Origin of the sequence: Pedobacter sp. W3I1, from assembly GCF_030816015.1 — a bacterium.
In the GTDB taxonomy this organism is placed as follows: Bacteria; Bacteroidota; Bacteroidia; order Sphingobacteriales; family Sphingobacteriaceae; genus Pedobacter.
In genome coordinates this window covers 269,463-288,011 of record NZ_JAUSXN010000001.1, presented here as the reverse complement: position 1 = coordinate 288,011, position 18,549 = coordinate 269,463, and the positions used below count along the sequence as shown (strand labels likewise).

Here is an 18,549-nt window from a genome sequence, read left to right as displayed (position 1 = left end):
AGGTTTGGCTGCAATTTAGGTAAAGAGCAAACTAATTGTTGAAGGAAATGGAAATGTTACAACACCTCACCCTATTTAAGTCGGTGAGTACCCAGCAAAGGCTGTTGTATCCCTCTCCTTAAGGAGAGGGGCACGAAAGCGGAAGTAGCTGCACCAACTTACATAGGGAGAGGTTAACGGATTACCCTTCCTGTTTTATCTACATTCACATCGTCAAAAGGTTTTAGATACTCGTTGATGATTACTGCAAATTCCCTTCTGGTCAGCACTTTTTTAAGCTCGTATTTAGAGGTGAACCTGTAATTTTTGTTCCACTTTTTTTGCAGTTCGGCTTTGGTTGCTTCAACCGATTTATTGCCCACATAACAAAGCAAAGCAATGGTGTTTTCTAAAGTAATGGGGATATTCTGATGGTCATCAAACCAGATCTGAGCCTTGTAATAATAATCTTTAATTGGCTGCTTAATTTCATCGTGTGTAACCTCTTTTTCGGGATTGAAATAGGCTTTATCTTGCTTTATTTCGGCCTTAAGAATGCCTGTTACACCAACTTTTTGAATAGCCAGCCAATTAGAATCAGTCACTTTTACATCTTCAAAAGGCATTAATGCATGTTTGTAGCTAAGTAGCTCGCCCTGAATCCTTTTTAGGTTCGATAAGCTGGTTTTTGTGTCGAAAAAAGCGGCATAAGCAGCGGTTGCTCCGGCAGCGGGCCCGATTTCAAACTGATCGGCAGGAATATACAAGAGGTTTTCCTGATTTGGGATAAGTAAGTTATATAATGATAGAAAACCCGCACTGTTCAAAGAAATGTTCGCTATTGAGGTTCTGTATAGGTTTTCACTATAGTTTAATGGAACTGAAGATGCAGGATTCAAGCTGGTAATTTTTAATGCAGCCATTAATTTTTCTGGATTATCGGCCATAATCAGGACTTTTGCCTTAATGCTTTTATCTTTGGTGAGTTTTACTTCCCAGCCACTACCTGAACGTTTAATTTCGGTGTATGGGATATTGTTGATTACATTTAAAAGCTGTATGCTATCAACCGTCACTTTTACAGTTTTCTTTTTATCAGGTTTGGGTTTCGGTGTGTCTAAGTTTTTGGCATTTTCAATCTCCCTCTTTAAAAAAAGCTGATAAAAAGCAATTGCTTCTTTAGATTTGCTCTCCGAAATTTTCTTAAGATCAAGCTGTTCTTTTTGTGTGAGGAGAATGGTTTTTACACCTGATTTGAACGATTGAAAAGCTGCTGAATAGGCGGCATCGCCACTGCCAATAACCAGTACATCTGTTTTTAAGGTTTGAGCATGTATAACCAAGGGAATTATGAATGCGAAAACGAAAAACAATCTTTTCATCTGTGAATATTAAAATTTGCTGCAATATGCTTTAAATGAATGAATTTTTAATGAAATGGATGCATTTTAACTAAATTTAACGCACAACTTTAGCTAGTTTGATTAATCGTTTGATTTTCATATAACTTCACTAACCTTATATTTTCTTAAATTGCTTGTATGGTAAAAATTGTTAGCCGTTGTTAATTATGGAAGAACAGATAAAATCAGTTTTCGATTTACAACAGCAATATAAATTTGAACTGCGAAAAACGGATGCTAAAACCCGTATCGGAAAGTTAAAGTTGTTGAAACGCACTTTAGAAAAAGCTGAAGCGGAAATATATGCCGCATTAGAATCCGATTTGCGCAAAAATCGTTTCGAAAGCGCGGTAACCGAGTTGTTTTTCTCCTATGCAGAAATAGATCACGCTATAAAAAAACTGCGCGGCTGGATGAAACCAAAATCGGCAAGCAGAACCATGAGTAATCTTTTCGCCCGGAACAAAATCTATTACGAACCAAAGGGTGTTTGTTTGATTATAGCACCCTGGAATTATCCACTGCAGTTAATCATGAGTCCATTAATTTCTGCAATAGCTGCGGGGAATTGTGTAATGCTGAAACCGTCTGAACTGAGTGGAGCAACGGCGGGCGTGATCAATAAATTAATTTCAAATACTTTTGAGGCAAAAGAAATTGCTTGTTTTGAAGGCGATGCTGACGTTTCCACCGAATTGTTGAAGCTCCCATTCGATCATATCTTTTTTACAGGAAGTACCGCAATCGGTAAAGTGGTGATGGAAGCTGCGGCAAAAAACCTGAGCTCAGTTACCTTAGAGCTTGGTGGTAAATCTCCAGCGATTGTAGATGAAACCTGTGACCTGCAAAAAGCCGCAGAAAAAATTGCCTGGGGCAAATTGGTTAATGCCGGACAAACCTGTATTGCCCCAGATTATGTATTAATTAAAGAAAACAGGCTCGACGATTTTGTAACGCATTATGAGGCAGCTGTTCGAAAAATGTTCTTTAACGAAGCGGAAATTAACGAAGGTGATTATGCCAAAATCATTAACCTAAAGCAATTTAACCGCTTAAATAAATTAATTGAAGAGGTTGTTGCTGATGGAGCGGTATTGGCTTTTGGCGGAGAATCGAATGAAAAGGATTTAACCATTACACCAACGCTTTTAACTGCAGTAACTGAAAGTAGTAGGATTATGAAGGAAGAAATTTTTGGTCCGGTTTTACCCGTTATTGCTTACAATAATCTACAGGAAGCAATTGATTTTGTGAACAGGAAAGAAAAGCCTTTGGCGCTTTATATTTTCTCAGGCAATAAACAGAATCAAAATAAAATTATCACCGAAACAAGTGCAGGCGGAACCTGTGTAAATGATGTTTTGGTCCATATCGGTAATCCTAATTTGCCTTTTGGTGGGGCTAATAATAGTGGTATAGGTAGTTGTCATGGTATTTTTGGTTTCAAAACTTTTTCGCATGAGCGGGCAGTGGTTTTTCAGCCGAAGTTAGGATTGACCAAAATGATTTATCCACCTTACACATCAAAAATGGGGTTGCTGAAGTGGCTAAAGAAATTAATGTAGATTTAGTATCCCGCAGATCTAGGGAGATATACACAGATTTTGTGTTTACAGTATGCGCCCAACTCTGCGTACTCTGCGACTTCCTCTCTGTGATCTTTGCGGTTAAAAATCCGATAATTCTCCTTATTTTGGTTTCATGGATTTAGAACAGCTTAAATATCCCATCGGTCAGTTTTCGATGCCGGAAATTTTTGATCAGAAACAGATTGATACCTGGATTTCGGAAATTGAGGCTTTACCGGATCAACTTAAAGATGCGACAGAAAACTTAACCGATGAAGAATTAAATCAAACTTACCGCCCTGGGGGATGGACCTTACGGCAAGTGGTGCACCATATTCCTGATAGTCATATCAATGCCTACATCCGTTTTAAGCAAGCCATTACTGAAGATGTTCCTATAATCAGGCCATATTACGAAGAGCGCTGGGCCGAAACAGAGGAAGCCAAAAACGGAAATATCAAACTATCTGTTGATTTGTTAACTGGTTTGCATCAACGTTGGGTTGCTTTTTTGAGAACATTAAAACCAGAAGATTACCAAAGGAAATATATTCATCCGGCTCAGGGAAAAGAACTTACCTTAGCAAATATGTTGGGTATGTACGCCTGGCATGGAAAGCACCATTTGGCACACATTACCAATACGATAGCGAAATGAAAAGACCTATATTAAATTTCATAATCTTATTCCTGGTTGGCTTTTCAATTAATGCCCACGCACAAAAAGAGCCGTCAAAAACCTTTGCTTTTGTTCTAGGCTCATGGGAAATGCAAACCGCTAAGGGTAAAATTATAGAACAGTGGAAGCATAATCCGGATGAAACACTCAGCGGCAAAAGCTATCGAATAAATGCCAAAGGTGATAGTTTGCTTACCGAAACCCTTAAGATTAAAAAGATCGGAAAAGATACTTTTTATTGCTCAACTGTAACGGGGCAGAATGAAGGAAAAGAGACTTGTTTCAAATTGATCTCTACAAAGAATAAAATCTATGTTTTCGAAGACAAAACTCATGATTTTCCACAGCGAATAATTTACCAAAATCAGGGCAAAAATGATTTGCTCGCCTGGATTGAAGGCGAGCTTAATGGCAAAAGCCGAAAATCAGAGTTTAGGTACAAACGGCAATAGTTTATATTATATGGATTAATAAAATTGCAATAAAGTAGCCTTCTTGATCTTTTAGGTTATAATACGTATATTTGAATAAATCACACGTGTAATGACAACGAAATTAACCTTAACTGTTCAAAAATCGACCATCGAAAAGGCTAAATCCTATGCAAGGCATACAGGGAGAAGTTTGTCCGAGCTGGTTGAAAAGTATTTAGAAACTATAACACTTGATGAGGAGACTATTGTTTCATCAAAGTTAAGAGGTATTGTAGGAGCGGTGAAACTACCTGATGATTTTGACGAAGAGACCGAACTTCGTGATTATTTTGAAGGCAAACATCTATGAAAAAGATTTTTGTTGATACCAATATCATCGTTGACTTAATCGCCGATAGAAAGCCTTTCAGTAAATTTGCTATTGAAATTTTTGAAAGGGCTGAGCGAAATGAGGTGCAATTATTTACCTCCTCTCATTCAATCGCAACAACCCATTATCTACTTAAGAAACATCTAGAAGAAAAGAAATTAAGGGATGTAATCTATAACGTTTTATACTATATTCAGATTATTGCAATTGATCAAGATATTATTAAGAAAGGTTTGAAGTCAAAACATAAGGATTTTGAAGATGCGCTTCAAATGCTTTGCGCTTATAATATTGAAAAACTGGATTACATTGTTACCCGAAACATTAAAGATTTCAAAGATTCTGAAATTCCAGTTTTTCCACCAGATGAGCTGCTTACAAAAATATAACTTACATCAAAATCAGCATTGCTGCGCTCATGGCAATCATAATGGCATCTTCAACAATGGTTACGGTGCTCATGGGTAAGTTAAAAACAGCGCCCAAACAAGCACACTGAATCTTTTTCTTGTTTAAAACACTTTCCAAAACACCAAGGATGCTTATGGTCATTACAATTAGCGTAGCCCAGTTTATAACAACAGGAGATAAGTTTAAAGCGAAAGACAGCCCTAATCCAAGTTCAATAAAAGCATAGATATATCCCCATGCACTAAGTTTTTTGGCTACAATGTCATACATGGCATAACTTTCGGCAAAGGCTTTCAGGTTAAGCATTTTAAAGAAAGAGAAGGTGAGGAAGAAACCAGCCATAAAAATGCGCATAAACACCATGAAGTTAATGCCGCTGCCTTGCCACGAAACGATTAACGAAATTGCGGTAACATAACCAAAAATTAACAAAATAGGTTTATAGGTTTCGGCCCATGACTTTGCTTCCTCCAATGTTTCGTTGTGATGGGCTGCAGAAATCTGATATTTACTATCTGATCCGCCCAGGGCTTGTTGAAGCGTATCTAAGCTGATATGTTTATCCATACTGATGGTAGCCGAATTGGTGTCTTTCGAAACCTCAACAGCGGTAACTTCTGGTAAAACAAGCAGGTTACTTTTTACTTTATTTTCGCAACCGCCACAAGTCATGCCTGTTAGTTGATAGGTGTGTGTCATGATTAAATTCTTTATACAAATTTACAGCTTCATGCTGCGACAAGCGTTACAGAATAATCATAAAGTTTTATAGAATTTTCGGCCGCTGTCATTCTGAACGCAGTGAAGAATCTTTTTCATCGGCTGCAGATGCTTCGTGCCTCAGCATGACAGTGATTTTTATCCTACCAAAACCGATGTCATAGTTAATGAACCACCAATTGCTTTATCATTAAAAAAAGAAATTTCTTCTTTATCGTTTTTCATCCCAAGGGTATAAATTAGTGGCAAATAATGCTCCGGGGTAGGGATGGCTAACATTGCGTCGGAGCCGAGGTTACGGTAATTAATTAAAGGTTGGTGATCGCCGTTGGCAATTAAATTTTTAAACTTATCGTTCATTTCAATCGCCCAATCATAACCACCACCATTAATCATGTCCCAGCTTAACATGCGCAGGTTATGCACCATATTTCCGCTACCTAAAACCAGGATCCCTTTTTTACGAAGCGCATAAATTTCTTTTGCAATTTCATAATGTTGCTCAGGCGATTTGGTATAATCGATACTGAGTTGCAAAACAGGAATATCTGCATTTGGGTACATGTGTTTTACCACTGTCCAGGTGCCATGATCTAAACCCCAATCGTGGTCTAAACCCACAGGAGTGGAGTGAATTAAATTCGGAATTTCGGCGGCTAGTTCAGGATCGCCCGGGGCAGGATATTGAACATCAAAAAGTGCTTGCGGAAAACCACCAAAATCGTGAATAGTGCCTGGAAAATCCATCGCAGTGACAAAAGTGCCATGAGTATACCAATGCGCTGATACTACCAGCACGGCTTTTGGAACAGGAATATTCCTGGCTAATTCTGCCCAACTCTGGCTAAACTCATTATTTTCGATACCGTTCATTGGCGAGCCATGACCAATAAAAAGTGTTGGCATCAACTCGGTTTGAGGTAAGCGCTGAGTGAAGTTCCTGAATTGGGATAGTGTAGACATGATTTTCTATTAAGTGATCGTCATTTCGACCGAAGTGGAGAAATCTTTAAAGCTTATAAACCGTGGCAGGCTAGATTTCTCGATTTCGCTGCGCTTCACTCGAAATGACGCTCTTATCAATTATTTTCCCTGAACAAACTCCAGGTTTAATTTAATGGAAACATCTTTTGCCACACCAGCGCCTGTTGGATCATATTTAATGTTATAATCTAAACGGTTAATGGTTGTTGTAGCACCAAATCCAGCTTTAGTGTTTCCTTGTTGATCTTTAGCCGTGCCACCATAAACCACAGCAAATTTTACATCTTTGGTTACATCTCTGATGGTTAATTTTCCACTTAGCTCGTAATTGTTACCGTTTAATTTTTTGAAAGACGTGCTTTCGAATTTCATGGTAGGGTAAGTCGCCACGTTAAAAAAATCATCAGTTTTTAAGTGACCATCTCTCATGTCAACACCGGTAGTAATGCTATTTACATCAACAGTAAAACTGATTTTAGCATCCGTTAAATCTGGTTTGGAAGCCGTAACCGATCCGTCGAATTTTTTAAAAGAACCATCTACAAAAGAAATGCCCATGTGTTTAACCGAAAAGTTAACGAACGAGTGCATAGGATCTATTTTCCAGCTTGTTTGTGCAAATGATGCTACACTAATTGAGGTAGCGATCAGAAATAAGAATAATTTTTTCATCAGTACATAATTTAGTTTTAATTGTGATGAAGCTATCAGATTATTCATCCACTATGTGGTTTGAAAAATCATGATGGTTTCATATCTAGTGAATTTATTTAGATACAAATGTAGTTGATTATCAGCCGATCAGTCTTGACGTATGATAAGAAATTTGAGGTAGTATACGGCTTATAGACTATCGACCATGAGCCATCAACTATTTCACCTCATCCAGCGTTTTCCTGCTGTCTGTTGATGTGGCCTTATAAGCGGAAGGCGTAATTCCGGTCACTTTTTTAAATTGTGCTGATAGGTGAGCAACACTGCTGTAATTTAGCTGATAAGCAATTTCGCTAAGCGTAAGTTCGCCGTAAGTAAGCATTTCTTTGGCTTTTTCTATTTTTTGTGCAATGAAATATTTCTCAATGGTTTGATTTTCTATTTCTGAAAAAATACTGCTTAAGTTAGTGTATTCTAGCTTTAATTGCTCACTTAAATAAGCTGAAAGGTTAATTTTTAATGGCTCTTTGGTATAATGTACCAGATTAATAATAGCCGTTTTAACCTGCTCTGCAACCTGCGTTTTCTTGTCCGCTAGCAGCTCGAAGCCAAAATGAGTCAGGCGCTCTGCTATTTTGATTTTATCTTCCGCAGAAATATTTTCGGCTAGGGTAACTTCGCCAAGTTCAACCAATAATGGTTTAAAGCCGAGCTTTTCCAGCTCAGCTTTAACCACCATTTTACAGCGGTTGCATACCATGTTTTTGATATGCAGTTTCATTATTTTGATTTTATAGTTTCAGCAACATCCCCGCAATCGAACATCATACTTCCATAATATGGATTTTCGATGTTTTCCTTTTCGTTTAACCAGCTTGCCTTAGCCATTGGGCAATGTTGAACATAAACCGTTTGGCTATTAAATTTTAAACTCTTTAAAGTTTTGATCATGGCATAAGAAATACCTTCGAAAGCTTTTCGCTGTGTTTTAATATCATTCGAACCCACAAGTTGAGCGGCTTTACTTTTAATGATGCCCGCTTGTTCCATAAATACCTTATGCTGATCAGCAGGTAGATCTTTATGGTTAACCGCATTTACTTTTGCCGATAAAACCTTTACTTTTTCGATAGCTAAGTCTTTTTTATCAGTGGCTAAGGCATTTTTTACATCGTAATAAGCGGTTAATACCTGATTTAAGGCTACATCTGTTTTGCTTTGTGCATAAGTGAAAGCTGTTGTTGCGATAGTTATGATGGCAATTGTTCCCAATATTTTTTTCATCTTTTATATTATTTTAATGATGGTGAAGTGGTCATGGTTTTAATTCGATTAAATTAATCTGAAAAACCATGATGGTTTCATGTTATTTATTTTAAAACGTTAAAGAAATTAAATTCTGCCCTAAGCAGATACATGTTTTTGGTGTACCGGTTATCCATATTACCAGTCGCCTGAAAGCGGTAGCCTAAATCGATCCGCGTAGTACTGTTCAAAATCATCTGTATAGCAGGGGCAATATCTAAGTACGATTGGCCACTACCTGGATCGGTTTTGCCCAGTAGCTCTAAATATACATTAAAGTTAGGCTGCTTATAATCTTTGTAAACCACGGGCAAAACCAAATAACCCGACGATAAACTGTACGATAACATGTTTTTAGGTTGCGGCATTCCGGCAATTTGCCTGTCGCTGTTTTCGAAAGCATGCGCATAACCCAAAGTTGATGATAGTGCCAGTTTATGCAAAAGTTGCGTAAAAATTAATCCGCCTTGTACACCGCTATTGTCGCCTTCAAGGTTAATATCCCTTGTGTACGTTGGCCTTTTGCTTGTGCTGATCCGGCCAAATGCTGCCGCTCTAAAATGGCTATGTGCTTCATCTAAGGATAAAAACCGGTACTTTGCATAAAAACTCCCCCCTTCTAAACGGTACTTTCCATCCATATCGGAAAGAAACGCCTGCGCATGGGTCATTAAGTTTTTATTAAAGCCAATCATTACTTCCGGAATGGTTCTGCTTACAAAACCAGGATTGTTGAACATGCCTTCATTCGTAATCCTTACACCAATCGATTTGGTCGGCATATTACTGGCAGGCTCGGTAAATACATATAGTTCCTGTGCAAAACCATTTGTATAGGCGCAGATAATCATCAGCGCCAATACGAATATCCTTTTCATTTTAAGAAAGAACTAAGTGGTAAATACGCGTTTTTTTTCCGTTAACGACACCAGTGCCACTCGCATAAGCATCAGAATTAGCAGTTGTGGCCTGCTTTTTAAATGCTGAACCTGAGATGAAATTTTTGTCCACTATACTGGCTTTTACAGTTCCATTAAGTGTTTTGCTTTTAGCATTTACAAAACGGTACACATTGCCATCAACAACTGCCTGACCTTTATCGTCTATTTTTACCTGGTTAAAATTGAAGTTTGCGGTTAAGCCACCAACTGAAAAACCAGCATCCTGGACTTTTTTTCGAACCAGATCAAGATTGATATTGGCATCTTTTTTAAAAGTTAAAACAAAGATGTTTTTGTTTAAATCGGGTTTTACACTACTGATAAAACTTAGGGTTTCTAACGACTTTTGTGTTGCATTGGAACACATAGAGCAGGTTAAACCTGTTACCTGTAAATCTGCTGAAGATATTTGTTGTGCCGAAACATTAACGACGAAGAACAGCATAATAATGCTGAATATTTTTATTGCTTTCATGATTTTTTTGGATTAGAATAATTTTTTAAGCTATCGTCTCCATTGGATTCATTCCAGGAGCATAGCAAAATGGATCCTGACCACGGAGTAGCTACAAGGCAATTAAAAATGCTACTTCTGCTTGTAAAACAAGTTCAGGATGACGAAGAGATTAAAAATCCTAATTCCTAAAAATACAATTGAAAATATGCAGGGCAATCCGCGAGGAGAGCGGCGGAGCTTTATTCGAAATTTTACTGAAAAACTTTGGCGTAATGTTACTTAGAAATTCTAAAACCGGAGGATGAAGAAAAAGTTGGATAGAAAATAACTTCGGCATTTGTACCTGCGCCTCTGCCTGATGACTATCTTTAACTTTAACCGTTACCTGGGTGTTTTTGCAACAACCATCATCTTTTTTTTCGGCTGGAATTTCCTTGCAGAATTTGCAGGAAACTTCATTGCTGAAAAGTTTAACATTTTCTAGTTTGCCTCCACAGAAATGGAGACTTAAAGCCAAACCCATAACACTAACTGCATAAAATACAGCCAAAGAAAGTGCTATTTTTTGTTTTAACTTCATTGATACAAAGGTAAAGTAAAAAATATTGAATAATGCTAGCATTTATTTATTGAATTTCATTTTTTAGCTTACTTTAGCCTTAAACACCAATCTAATGAAGAAAATATTATTATTTCTCTGTACTTTTTCGATACTTTCAGCCTTTGCGGCAAAGCCTAAAAACCAATATGTACGCATTAAAACCGAATTTGGAGAATGTATTGTTAAGCTATATAATCAAACGCCTTTACATCGCGATAACTTTTTGAAATTGACTAAAAAAGGCTATTATAATGGTGTTTTATTTCATCGGGTGATCAAAGATTTTATGATCCAGGGTGGTGATCCGGATTCTAAAAATGCCAGGCCAGACTCCCTGTTAGGCGAGGGTGGACCAAAATACACCATCCCTGCTGAATTTAATGATAGCCTGTTTCATAAAAAAGGCGTTTTGGCTGCGGCCAGGGAAGGTGATGAGGTTAATCCGGCCAAAGTCTCAAGTGGGAGCCAGTTTTACCTGGTTCAGGGAAAAGTTTTTACCGACCAGCAACTGGATAATGTAGAGGAAAAACGCCTGAAATTCAAAATCCCTGAGTGGCAGCGTGAAGTATATAAAACGATAGGCGGTACGCCTCATTTAGATAGAAATTACACTGTTTATGGTGAAATTGTGGTTGGCTTGGACATGGTGGATAAAATAGCCGTTCTGGTAACTGATAAAAATAACCGCCCAAAGCAAGATGTGAAAATGGAAGTTACGATTTTGAAAAGAAGAGCGGCGAAAAAGTTAGAGAAACAATTGCTGCAGGCTTCTTTGAAAGATAAAATGGTTATGGGTTTCTAAGCGAATTTCATTTATAAGCCTTAAGGGATCGTCATTTCGAGCGAAGTGCAACGCAGTCGAGAAATCTATATAGATCTCTCCATTTCGCTATGCTACAGTCGAGATGACGATTTTTCTATAGCAGTCTGTCATTGATAGTGTGTTATAGTGTTTATCTGTAAAGACCCTGAAATAAATTCCGGGTGACGACCGCTTGGCCTTATCTCTAAAACCAGTTTCCGACTACGTCTCATTAATTGAATCTCAATTACTAAGCATTTATTCAATTAATTTCTAAATTTACCGCCCACAACACTTGAAATTTACTGAATGAAAATCATTTCCTATAACGTTAATGGGATTAGGGCGGCAAGTACCAAAAACTTTTTTGGCTGGCTACAGGCAACAGATGCTGATATGGTCTGCCTGCAAGAAGTAAAGGCTTTGCCATTGCAGATTCCAGAAATTATTGCCTTGATTGAGCAACTCGGCTACCACCATTTTTGGTTCCCTGCCGAAAAAAAAGGTTATAGTGGTGTAGCTATTTTATCGAAAATTAAACCCAACCATGTAGAATTTGGCTGTGGTGAGGAGTGGATAGATAAAGAAGGCAGGATTTTAAGGGCCGATTTTGATGATTTTTCTTTAATGAGTCTCTATATGCCGTCTGGCTCAAGCGGAGATGAGCGGCAGGTTAAAAAGTATGAATTTATGCGGTTTTTTGATGTCTACATCGGAGCGTTGCGAAAAGAGATCCCAAACTTAATTGTAAGCGGCGATTACAATATCTGCCATACCGCCATAGATATCCATAATCCAAAATCGAATGCCAATTCATCGGGCTTTTTACCCGAGGAACGGGAGTGGATGCAGTTATTTTTGGATAATGGCTTTATTGATACCTTCCGTCATTTTAATAAAGATCCGCACCATTATACCTGGTGGAGTTATCGCGCGGGCTCGAGAGGGAAGAACCTGGGTTGGCGGATCGATTACCATTTGGCCACCAAGCCTATGGAAAACCGCCTGAAAAATGTTAGAATTTTACCCGATGCGATACATTCAGATCACTGTCCGGTTCTTTTAGAGCTCGATTAATTTTTATGATTTAACGGTCTTGTTATTCGCGATTAACCGATTTAAACAGTTAACCAATTAACCATAACCTAACCAAATGTTAATCACAAACATAAAGGGCCTCGTAGGCCTACATCCCAAAGATAAATTAGTGCTCCGTGGCAGCGAATTAGATTCGTTACCTATTCTCGAAAACGCCTGGCTTTTAATTGAAGATGATCTGATTAAAGATTTTGGTAAGATGGATTCAATCCCGTCTCATATCTCAAATCTCTCCTCTCAAATCTCAGCAGATGGCAGATATATTTTTCCTTCCTGGTGTGATAGCCATACACACATTGTTTTTGCTGCTTCGCGCGAGGAAGAATTTGCAATGAAAATCCAGGGCAAAAGCTATGAAGAAATTGCCGCTGCAGGAGGTGGGATTTTAAATTCTGCCGACAAACTCCAAAAGGTTTCAGAAGATGAATTGTTTGAACACGCATCTGTTAGGTTAAAGCAGATGATCCTCCAGGGTACAGGAGCTGTTGAAATAAAAAGTGGATATGGATTAACTACAGAAAGTGAAATCAAAATGCTTAAAGTCATCGGCAGGTTGAAAGATCAGTTTCCGATTCCCATAAAGGCAACATTCTTAGCCGCTCATGCTTATCCGGCCGGGTTTAAAAACAACCATCAGGGTTACATCGATTTAATTATTAATGAAATGCTGCCCCAAATAGCAGAAGAAAAACTTGCCGACTATATTGATGTGTTTTGCGAAAAAGGGTTTTTCTCTGTTGAAGAAACCGATCAGGTATTAAAAGCTGGCGCAAAATATGGGTTGAAACCAAAAGTGCATGCCAATCAGCTTTCTGTTTCAGGGGCAGTAGAGGTTTCTGTGCAAAACAAGGCGATTTCTGTTGATCATCTTGAAGAAAGCAATGAAGAAACCATCCATACATTAAGAAATGCCGATACTATTGTAACATTGTTGCCCTCTTGTTCGTTTTATCTGGGTATTCCATTTGCTGATGCTAAAAGCTTTATTAAAGCTGATTTACCTGTTGCTTTGGCTACCGATTACAATCCTGGCTCAACACCTTCTGGAAATATGAATTTTGTGGTTTCGCTTGGCTGTATTAAAATGAAAATGTTCCCAGAGCAGGCGATCAATGCTGCAACATTAAACGGTGCAGCTGCCATGGAGATCAGTGAAAATTATGGAAGCATTACTGTGGGTAAAAAAGCGAACCTGTTTATTACTAAACCGATGCCTTCGATTGCCTATTTGCCATATAGCTTTGGCGAAACGCAAATAGAAACTGTTATTTTAAACGGTGAAATTTATAATGGATAACCTTAAAATATATTCGCAAAGCGACATCGATCATCTGATTATCCTTCGTGAAGGCGAAACCAAACTGGGTGAAAGGGTTGCTGTTTTATCCTCATGGGATGAACTGGAAGGCGCAAATGCGAAATTTGTATTGTTAGGCATTCCGGAAGATATTGGCGTACGTGCAAACTTAGGTATTGCAGGTGCAGCCTCTATGTGGAAACCAGCTTTGGTAGCTTTTTTAAATATCCAAAGCAACCGCTTTTTAAATGGCGAAGAAATTTTGGTTTTAGGCCATTTCGAAATCGATGAGCCCGAAGATTCTTCTGTAAAAGGCTTGAGAAACAAAGTAGCGCAGATTGATGACCTGGTTTATCCGGTAATAGAGAAAATTGTAGCTGCAGGTAAAATACCTATTGTAATTGGTGGTGGGCACAATAATGCTTATCCGATAATTAAAGGTATTTCCTTAGCGCATAAATTCCCAATAGCTGTTTTGAATGTTGATGCGCATGCTGATTTAAGAGAATTGGAGGGTAGACATAGTGGAAACGGATTCTCTTACGCACTAAAAGAAAATTATCTCAATAATTATTGTATGTATGGCTTGCATCAAAACTATAATAATGAAGCTATTTTAAATCAAATAGACTCTAATCCAAAGCTTAAGGCTGTGTTTTTTGACGATGTTTTAACTGGAGCTGATTTTACTAACATGGTGAATGAAATAGGATCGGTTGCAGGTTTGGAAATAGATTTAGATTGTATTCAAAATGTGATCTCGAGCGCCGAAACACCATCTGGTTTTGCCGTTAATGATATTAGAAAATTGATTTTAACCAGCGCAAAGAAATTTTCCTATTTGCACCTAAGCGAAGGCGCAACCCGAATGTTGGATGGAAGGGTGAGTAAGTTAACGTCTAAATTGGCAGCTTATCTGGTGAGTGATTTTATTAAGGCATATATTTCTTAGGCTCAGCCACGGAGGCACAGAAAACACGGTATATTCCCTTTGGCGTCATGCTGAATTTATTTCAGCATCTTTTGTGTTAGGTGAATTTCTTGTGAATAGATCCTGAAACAAGTTCAGGATGACGATTGTTATAAATATTCAGCTTCATATTTCTCACCAGCCTTCAGCATCAGCTCGATCTGTTTCAGGTCTTCAGCGGTTAATTCTTCCTTTTCCTGTAATTCGAATACCGCAATCATGTTGTCTTCGTACTGTTTTTCGGTCTTGATAACGATCTCTTGTAGCATGATGGTAAGCTTAAAACTTTATAATTTCTTTAGGTGTAATGCAAAAATCTAACCTGATGTCGTGTTCGTTCACATCATCGATTTTTTCAATAGCAGGATACAAAGATAAGCCTATTTTTTGAGCATTTATATCCTGTAAAAAACGATCGTAAAAGCCCTTTCCATAACCTACGCGGTAACCCTGTTTATCAAAAGCTAAAAGTGGAATCACAACCAGATCCACTTCGCCTTCATGGAGGTTTCCCTTTTGCGGTTCGAGAATATTGTATAGGTTTTTCTTCAGGTCGCCTACACCAAGGTATTCGTGGTTCGTCATCAAAGCTGTTTCAAAATCAGCTTTTGGTACAATAATCTTAATCTCAGGCTTGGTTTGGTTGAGCCACTCAATCAGCAGGAAAGTATCGGGCTCTTTTTTTTCTTTAATTGGCAAAAAGATGTGTAGCGTTTTAATTCCGCTAAAATCGAGTGTTTTAAACTGTTTTAAAAGCGCTTCGTTTAGTTCCTGGTATTCTGTGTCGCTTAGCAACAACCTGTCTTGTAGGGCTTGCTTTCTGATTTCTGCTTTTAACATACTACAAAGGTAAATATTTTACAGACCTATAAGGTTTCAGAAACCTTATAGGTCTTGAGAAAACAAAAAAAGCCTCTAAAAATTAATTTTAGAGGCTTTAAAAAAATGAGTTAAAATTACTTTACACGCTCAACGTATTCGCCGGTACGGGTGTCAATTTTAATTTTATCGCCTTGATTTACAAACATTGGCACTTTAACTTCAACACCATTTTCTAGTGTTGCTGCTTTTAAAGCGTTTGTAGAAGTATCGCCTTTAACAGCTGGCTCCGAATAGGTAATTTCGAATTCAGCAAAGTTTGGTAATTGAGCCATAATTGCTTCATCGCTTTCCATAGAAACAATAATGTTCATCCCTTCTTTTAGGAATTTAATAGCCGAACCAAATAGTGATTTCTCAACGTTAAACTGTTCGTAGTTGTTGTTATCCATTACCACCAAGTAGTCACCTTCTTCATATAAGTATTGGTAATCGTTGGTTTCAACGCGGCAAATTTCTACAGCCTCGTCGGTATTCATACGTGCCTCAACAATTCTGCCCGATTTAATGTTACGGAATTTACCAGTGTAAAATGCTCCGCCTTTTCCTGGTGTACGGTGATTCCATTCGTCAACAGTAACCAGTTCATTGTTTATACGAAGGATGTTACCTGTTTTAATTTCTGATGCTTTTGCCATATTGTATTATCCTAAATTGGATTTGTATTTCAGTTTTTCGTGACGGCAAAGGTAAAATTATTTTGATAAAAACCTATAAAGGTTTAAGGTATAAGGCTTAGGGTTTAAGGAAATTTAAACCTTCATATTATGCTATTTTACTCTTTCCATGTATTCACCGGTCTTGGTATCAACTTTCACCTTATCGCCCTGATTAATAAACAGCGGAACTCTGATTTCGGCACCAGTTTCTACGGTGGCATATTTTTGTGCACTGGTAGAGGTATCGCCTTTTACAGCAGGTTCTGAGTAGGTGATTTCCAGTTCAACGCTATTAGGCAACTGGGCAACAATAGGTTCGTCACTTTCAAAAGCGATGGTAACATTCATGCCCTCCTTTAAAAACTTAATAGCGTTTCCAAAAAGCAATTTAGGGATATTGTACTGTTCAAAAGTGTTGTTATCCATCACCACCAAATAGTCGCCGTCTTCATAAAGATATTGATAGTCGTTGGTTTCTACGCGGCAAATTATTACCTCTTCATCGGTACGGAAACGGTATTCTACAATTTTTCCAGTTTTTACGTTGCGCATTCGGGCCTGATAAAAAGCCCTTAAATTTCCTGGAGTACGGTGAATGTACTCTTCTACACTTACCAACTCTCCGTTAAAACGAAGCACATTTCCGCTTTTTACTTCTGATGCCTTTGCCATTTTATAATTGTGAATATTGTTTTTGTTGTGGATTAAAAATCAAAGTTAAAAAATGCATACAGATTTGAAAAGCAAAACCAGCATTAATCGGGTACGATAGTCCCGCTTTTTCTCAAATCTTTTTGTGTTTGTAGGTGCAGAACTGATAAAAGGCTGTGCATCAAAAAGTATTTTCGTGCAATCGGGTTTATGGAGGAGCGGCTGTGCAATGCATAAAATATGGGACAAACAATAAAAAAACCTCTGTATAAAAGAAATGCCTTTGGGAACCACTCCAAAGGCATAATCAACCTAAACCTCAAACTAAACTATGAAAAACTCTTTGCCTTTTACGGGCTATATATTTTGATTCCGAAACACGGAAAATATGATCTTTTACTTAGAGAGATAAATTAAATAATTGTTTCTCTTTTTGGTGGTGCAAAGGTAAGTATAATTTGTGAATCTCAAAATATTTTCAAAAAAATTTATTTATAATACAAATGTATGACAAAACAGACTGACTACAGGTAGCTTTAGTTATTGTTAACTTGCTTGTAATCTGATATTTGTATCTGATTTGTGCAGAAATCGTATTCCTGTATTTGATTGGAGCCAATTATCGTTAGGCGATCCTTTCCGAAATTTTCGATCAGTTCGCGGTACCAATTTATTCCCTGAACGTCTAAATTGCTCGTTGGCTCATCTAAAAATAAAATTGGTGTATCGGTACAGCAGGCCAAAGCTAGTTTTGTTCTTTGCTTCATTCCCGATGAAAAGTACTTAATTTGTTTGTTTGCTGCTTTTTCTAACCCCAGTACAGTAATCAGCTTTTTTGCGTCAAGGCCTGTGGCAAAATTTTTGAACTTAAAGTGGAAATCAATGCTCTCTTTTAAGGTAAATGTTTCTACCAGTTCGAGATATGGCGCCGCCAGGCTGATGTATTTGTAGATATTTTCTACAGGAATCTCTTTGGTGTCTGAGAATGAGATTTCTCCCTCAGAAGGGGATAAACTACCTGTTAGCACACTCAATAATGTTGATTTGCCAGAACCATTAGGCCCCAATACTGCATAACTATTGCCAGAAGATAATTCAGTGCTTAAATTCCTGAAAATCCACTCCTTATTAAATCTTCTGCCAACATTATTTAAAGAGATATTCATTTACTGCGGGGCGTTTAGGGTTTAGCGATAAGCGGTTTAGTCATACAAACGCTGTTATCAACGCCGATATATTGCCCGTAGTTAGGTGTAATGTGGTACCCCACTTTTTGGTAAAGTGCAATGGCCTCTGGTTGTTTCTTGCCTGTTTCTAAAACACAAGCAGCAAAACCCAGTTCAGCGGTCCAGCTTTCCAGGGCATTTAAAACTTTAGCAGCAATCCCCTGCTTTCTATAATCTGGATGAACAAACATCCTTTTAACCTCAGCCTGGGTTGTTGAGAAAGGTTTTATCGCACCACAACCAACAGGATTTCCATCTTGATAGACAACAATCACTTCTTTGATGGCATCAACCTTGTTAAACTGCGCATAAAAAGCATGGTCTTCACCATCTCTAACGGCTAAATCTTTATCCAATAAAGCAACCAACTGTCTAAAATCGGCATTGTCTGAATCGGTCCTGATTAGCGTTAAATTACTCATGAATATTTATTTTGCTTTAAGCTTTGGTCTTTCCGCCTG

The 18,549-nt window shown here is 37.9% G+C and carries 24 protein-coding genes; 9 read left to right on the top strand and 15 right to left on the bottom strand.

Features of this window, described 5'->3' with window-relative positions; genetic code table 11:
• Positions 1-173: 173 nt before the first annotated feature.
• On the bottom strand, positions 174-1,361 hold the full coding sequence (locus QF042_RS01260) for an FAD-dependent oxidoreductase (RefSeq protein ID WP_307524543.1): 1,188 nt from the start codon (positions 1,359-1,361) through the stop codon (positions 174-176).
• Between the two features lie 188 nt (positions 1,362-1,549).
• Between QF042_RS01260 and QF042_RS01255 the strand changes: the two genes are divergently transcribed.
• The 5 genes from QF042_RS01255 to QF042_RS01235 all read left to right on the top strand — a co-directional run bounded on the left by QF042_RS01255 (position 1,550) and on the right by QF042_RS01235 (position 4,822).
• Entirely contained in the window at positions 1,550-2,947 is a 1,398-nt protein-coding gene (locus QF042_RS01255; protein ID WP_307524541.1) for an aldehyde dehydrogenase family protein, read from the top strand.
• Between the two features lie 136 nt (positions 2,948-3,083).
• Complete coding sequence (locus QF042_RS01250) at positions 3,084-3,608, top strand: YfiT family bacillithiol transferase (protein ID WP_307524539.1); 525 nt, start codon at positions 3,084-3,086, stop codon at positions 3,606-3,608.
• Complete coding sequence (locus tag QF042_RS01245) at positions 3,605-4,081, top strand: DUF6265 family protein (RefSeq protein ID WP_307524538.1); 477 nt, start codon at positions 3,605-3,607, stop codon at positions 4,079-4,081. Before QF042_RS01250 ends, QF042_RS01245 begins: the two co-directional genes overlap by 4 nt.
• Positions 4,082-4,172: 91 nt before the next feature.
• The gene (locus QF042_RS01240; RefSeq protein ID WP_307524536.1) at positions 4,173-4,412 is read left to right on the top strand and encodes a DUF6364 family protein; all 240 of its coding nucleotides are present in this window, start codon (positions 4,173-4,175) and stop codon (positions 4,410-4,412) included.
• Complete coding sequence (locus QF042_RS01235; RefSeq protein ID WP_307524535.1) at positions 4,409-4,822, top strand: PIN domain-containing protein; 414 nt, start codon at positions 4,409-4,411, stop codon at positions 4,820-4,822. The genes QF042_RS01240 and QF042_RS01235 overlap by 4 nt, the downstream gene beginning before the upstream one ends.
• A gap of 1 nt (position 4,823) precedes the next feature.
• On the opposite strand, the gene QF042_RS01230 is transcribed toward QF042_RS01235, so the two are convergent.
• The 8 genes from QF042_RS01230 to QF042_RS01195 all read right to left on the bottom strand — a co-directional run bounded on the left by QF042_RS01230 (position 4,824) and on the right by QF042_RS01195 (position 10,485).
• Positions 4,824-5,543 carry a heavy-metal-associated domain-containing protein gene (locus tag QF042_RS01230; RefSeq protein WP_307524533.1) on the bottom strand — a complete coding sequence of 240 codons (720 nt, stop codon included), beginning with the start codon at positions 5,541-5,543 and terminating at the stop codon, positions 4,824-4,826.
• A 159-nt stretch (positions 5,544-5,702) separates the two neighbouring features.
• On the bottom strand, positions 5,703-6,527 hold the full coding sequence (gene ygiD, locus QF042_RS01225; protein ID WP_307524531.1) for a 4,5-DOPA dioxygenase extradiol: 825 nt from the start codon (positions 6,525-6,527) through the stop codon (positions 5,703-5,705).
• Positions 6,528-6,647: 120 nt separating this feature from the next.
• A complete protein-coding gene (locus tag QF042_RS01220) occupies positions 6,648-7,220 on the bottom strand; it encodes a YceI family protein (RefSeq protein ID WP_307524529.1) in 573 nt (190 codons plus the stop codon).
• Positions 7,221-7,419: 199 nt separating this feature from the next.
• Entirely contained in the window at positions 7,420-7,983 is a 564-nt protein-coding gene (locus tag QF042_RS01215) for an AraC family transcriptional regulator (RefSeq protein WP_307524526.1), read from the bottom strand.
• Positions 7,983-8,486 (bottom strand): DUF3347 domain-containing protein, encoded by a 504-nt coding sequence (locus QF042_RS01210; RefSeq protein ID WP_307524524.1) that lies wholly within the window; start codon positions 8,484-8,486, stop codon positions 7,983-7,985. Before QF042_RS01210 ends, QF042_RS01215 begins: the two co-directional genes overlap by 1 nt.
• Positions 8,487-8,572: 86 nt before the next feature.
• Positions 8,573-9,385 (bottom strand): hypothetical protein, encoded by an 813-nt coding sequence (locus QF042_RS01205; RefSeq protein ID WP_307524522.1) that lies wholly within the window; start codon positions 9,383-9,385, stop codon positions 8,573-8,575.
• A 1-nt stretch (position 9,386) separates the two neighbouring features.
• Positions 9,387-9,923: a heavy-metal-associated domain-containing protein gene (locus tag QF042_RS01200; protein ID WP_307524520.1), complete on the bottom strand. Its 537-nt coding sequence runs from the start codon at positions 9,921-9,923 to the stop codon at positions 9,387-9,389.
• A 160-nt stretch (positions 9,924-10,083) separates the two neighbouring features.
• Positions 10,084-10,485: a hypothetical protein gene (locus QF042_RS01195; protein WP_307524518.1), complete on the bottom strand. Its 402-nt coding sequence runs from the start codon at positions 10,483-10,485 to the stop codon at positions 10,084-10,086.
• Between the two features lie 94 nt (positions 10,486-10,579).
• On the opposite strand from QF042_RS01195, the gene QF042_RS01190 reads away from it, so the two are divergent.
• The 4 genes from QF042_RS01190 (at position 10,580) to QF042_RS01175 (ending at position 14,655) form a co-directional block, all read left to right on the top strand.
• The gene (locus QF042_RS01190; RefSeq protein WP_307524516.1) at positions 10,580-11,308 is read left to right on the top strand and encodes a peptidylprolyl isomerase; all 729 of its coding nucleotides are present in this window, start codon (positions 10,580-10,582) and stop codon (positions 11,306-11,308) included.
• A 309-nt stretch (positions 11,309-11,617) separates the two neighbouring features.
• Entirely contained in the window at positions 11,618-12,385 is a 768-nt protein-coding gene (locus QF042_RS01185; RefSeq protein WP_307524513.1) for an exodeoxyribonuclease III, read from the top strand.
• A 76-nt stretch (positions 12,386-12,461) separates the two neighbouring features.
• Entirely contained in the window at positions 12,462-13,703 is a 1,242-nt protein-coding gene (gene hutI, locus QF042_RS01180; protein WP_307524511.1) for an imidazolonepropionase, read from the top strand.
• The gene (locus QF042_RS01175) at positions 13,696-14,655 is read left to right on the top strand and encodes a formimidoylglutamase (RefSeq protein WP_307524509.1); all 960 of its coding nucleotides are present in this window, start codon (positions 13,696-13,698) and stop codon (positions 14,653-14,655) included. The genes hutI and QF042_RS01175 overlap by 8 nt, the downstream gene beginning before the upstream one ends.
• A 128-nt stretch (positions 14,656-14,783) precedes the next feature.
• On the opposite strand, the gene QF042_RS01170 is transcribed toward QF042_RS01175, so the two are convergent.
• The 6 genes from QF042_RS01170 to QF042_RS01145 all read right to left on the bottom strand — a co-directional run bounded on the left by QF042_RS01170 (position 14,784) and on the right by QF042_RS01145 (position 18,510).
• Positions 14,784-14,942 (bottom strand): hypothetical protein, encoded by a 159-nt coding sequence (locus tag QF042_RS01170; protein WP_307524507.1) that lies wholly within the window; start codon positions 14,940-14,942, stop codon positions 14,784-14,786.
• 10 nt (positions 14,943-14,952) lie between these two features.
• Positions 14,953-15,513: a 5-formyltetrahydrofolate cyclo-ligase gene (locus QF042_RS01165; protein ID WP_307524506.1), complete on the bottom strand. Its 561-nt coding sequence runs from the start codon at positions 15,511-15,513 to the stop codon at positions 14,953-14,955.
• A 116-nt stretch (positions 15,514-15,629) separates the two neighbouring features.
• Entirely contained in the window at positions 15,630-16,190 is a 561-nt protein-coding gene (efp, locus tag QF042_RS01160) for an elongation factor P (protein ID WP_307524504.1), read from the bottom strand.
• Between the two features lie 132 nt (positions 16,191-16,322).
• Positions 16,323-16,883 (bottom strand): elongation factor P, encoded by a 561-nt coding sequence (efp, locus tag QF042_RS01155; RefSeq protein ID WP_307524502.1) that lies wholly within the window; start codon positions 16,881-16,883, stop codon positions 16,323-16,325.
• A 515-nt stretch (positions 16,884-17,398) separates the two neighbouring features.
• The gene (locus QF042_RS01150; protein ID WP_307524499.1) at positions 17,399-18,028 is read right to left on the bottom strand and encodes an ABC transporter ATP-binding protein; all 630 of its coding nucleotides are present in this window, start codon (positions 18,026-18,028) and stop codon (positions 17,399-17,401) included.
• Positions 18,029-18,042: 14 nt separating this feature from the next.
• Positions 18,043-18,510 (bottom strand): GNAT family N-acetyltransferase, encoded by a 468-nt coding sequence (locus QF042_RS01145; RefSeq protein ID WP_307524497.1) that lies wholly within the window; start codon positions 18,508-18,510, stop codon positions 18,043-18,045.
• Between the last annotated feature and the right edge of the window lie 39 nt (positions 18,511-18,549).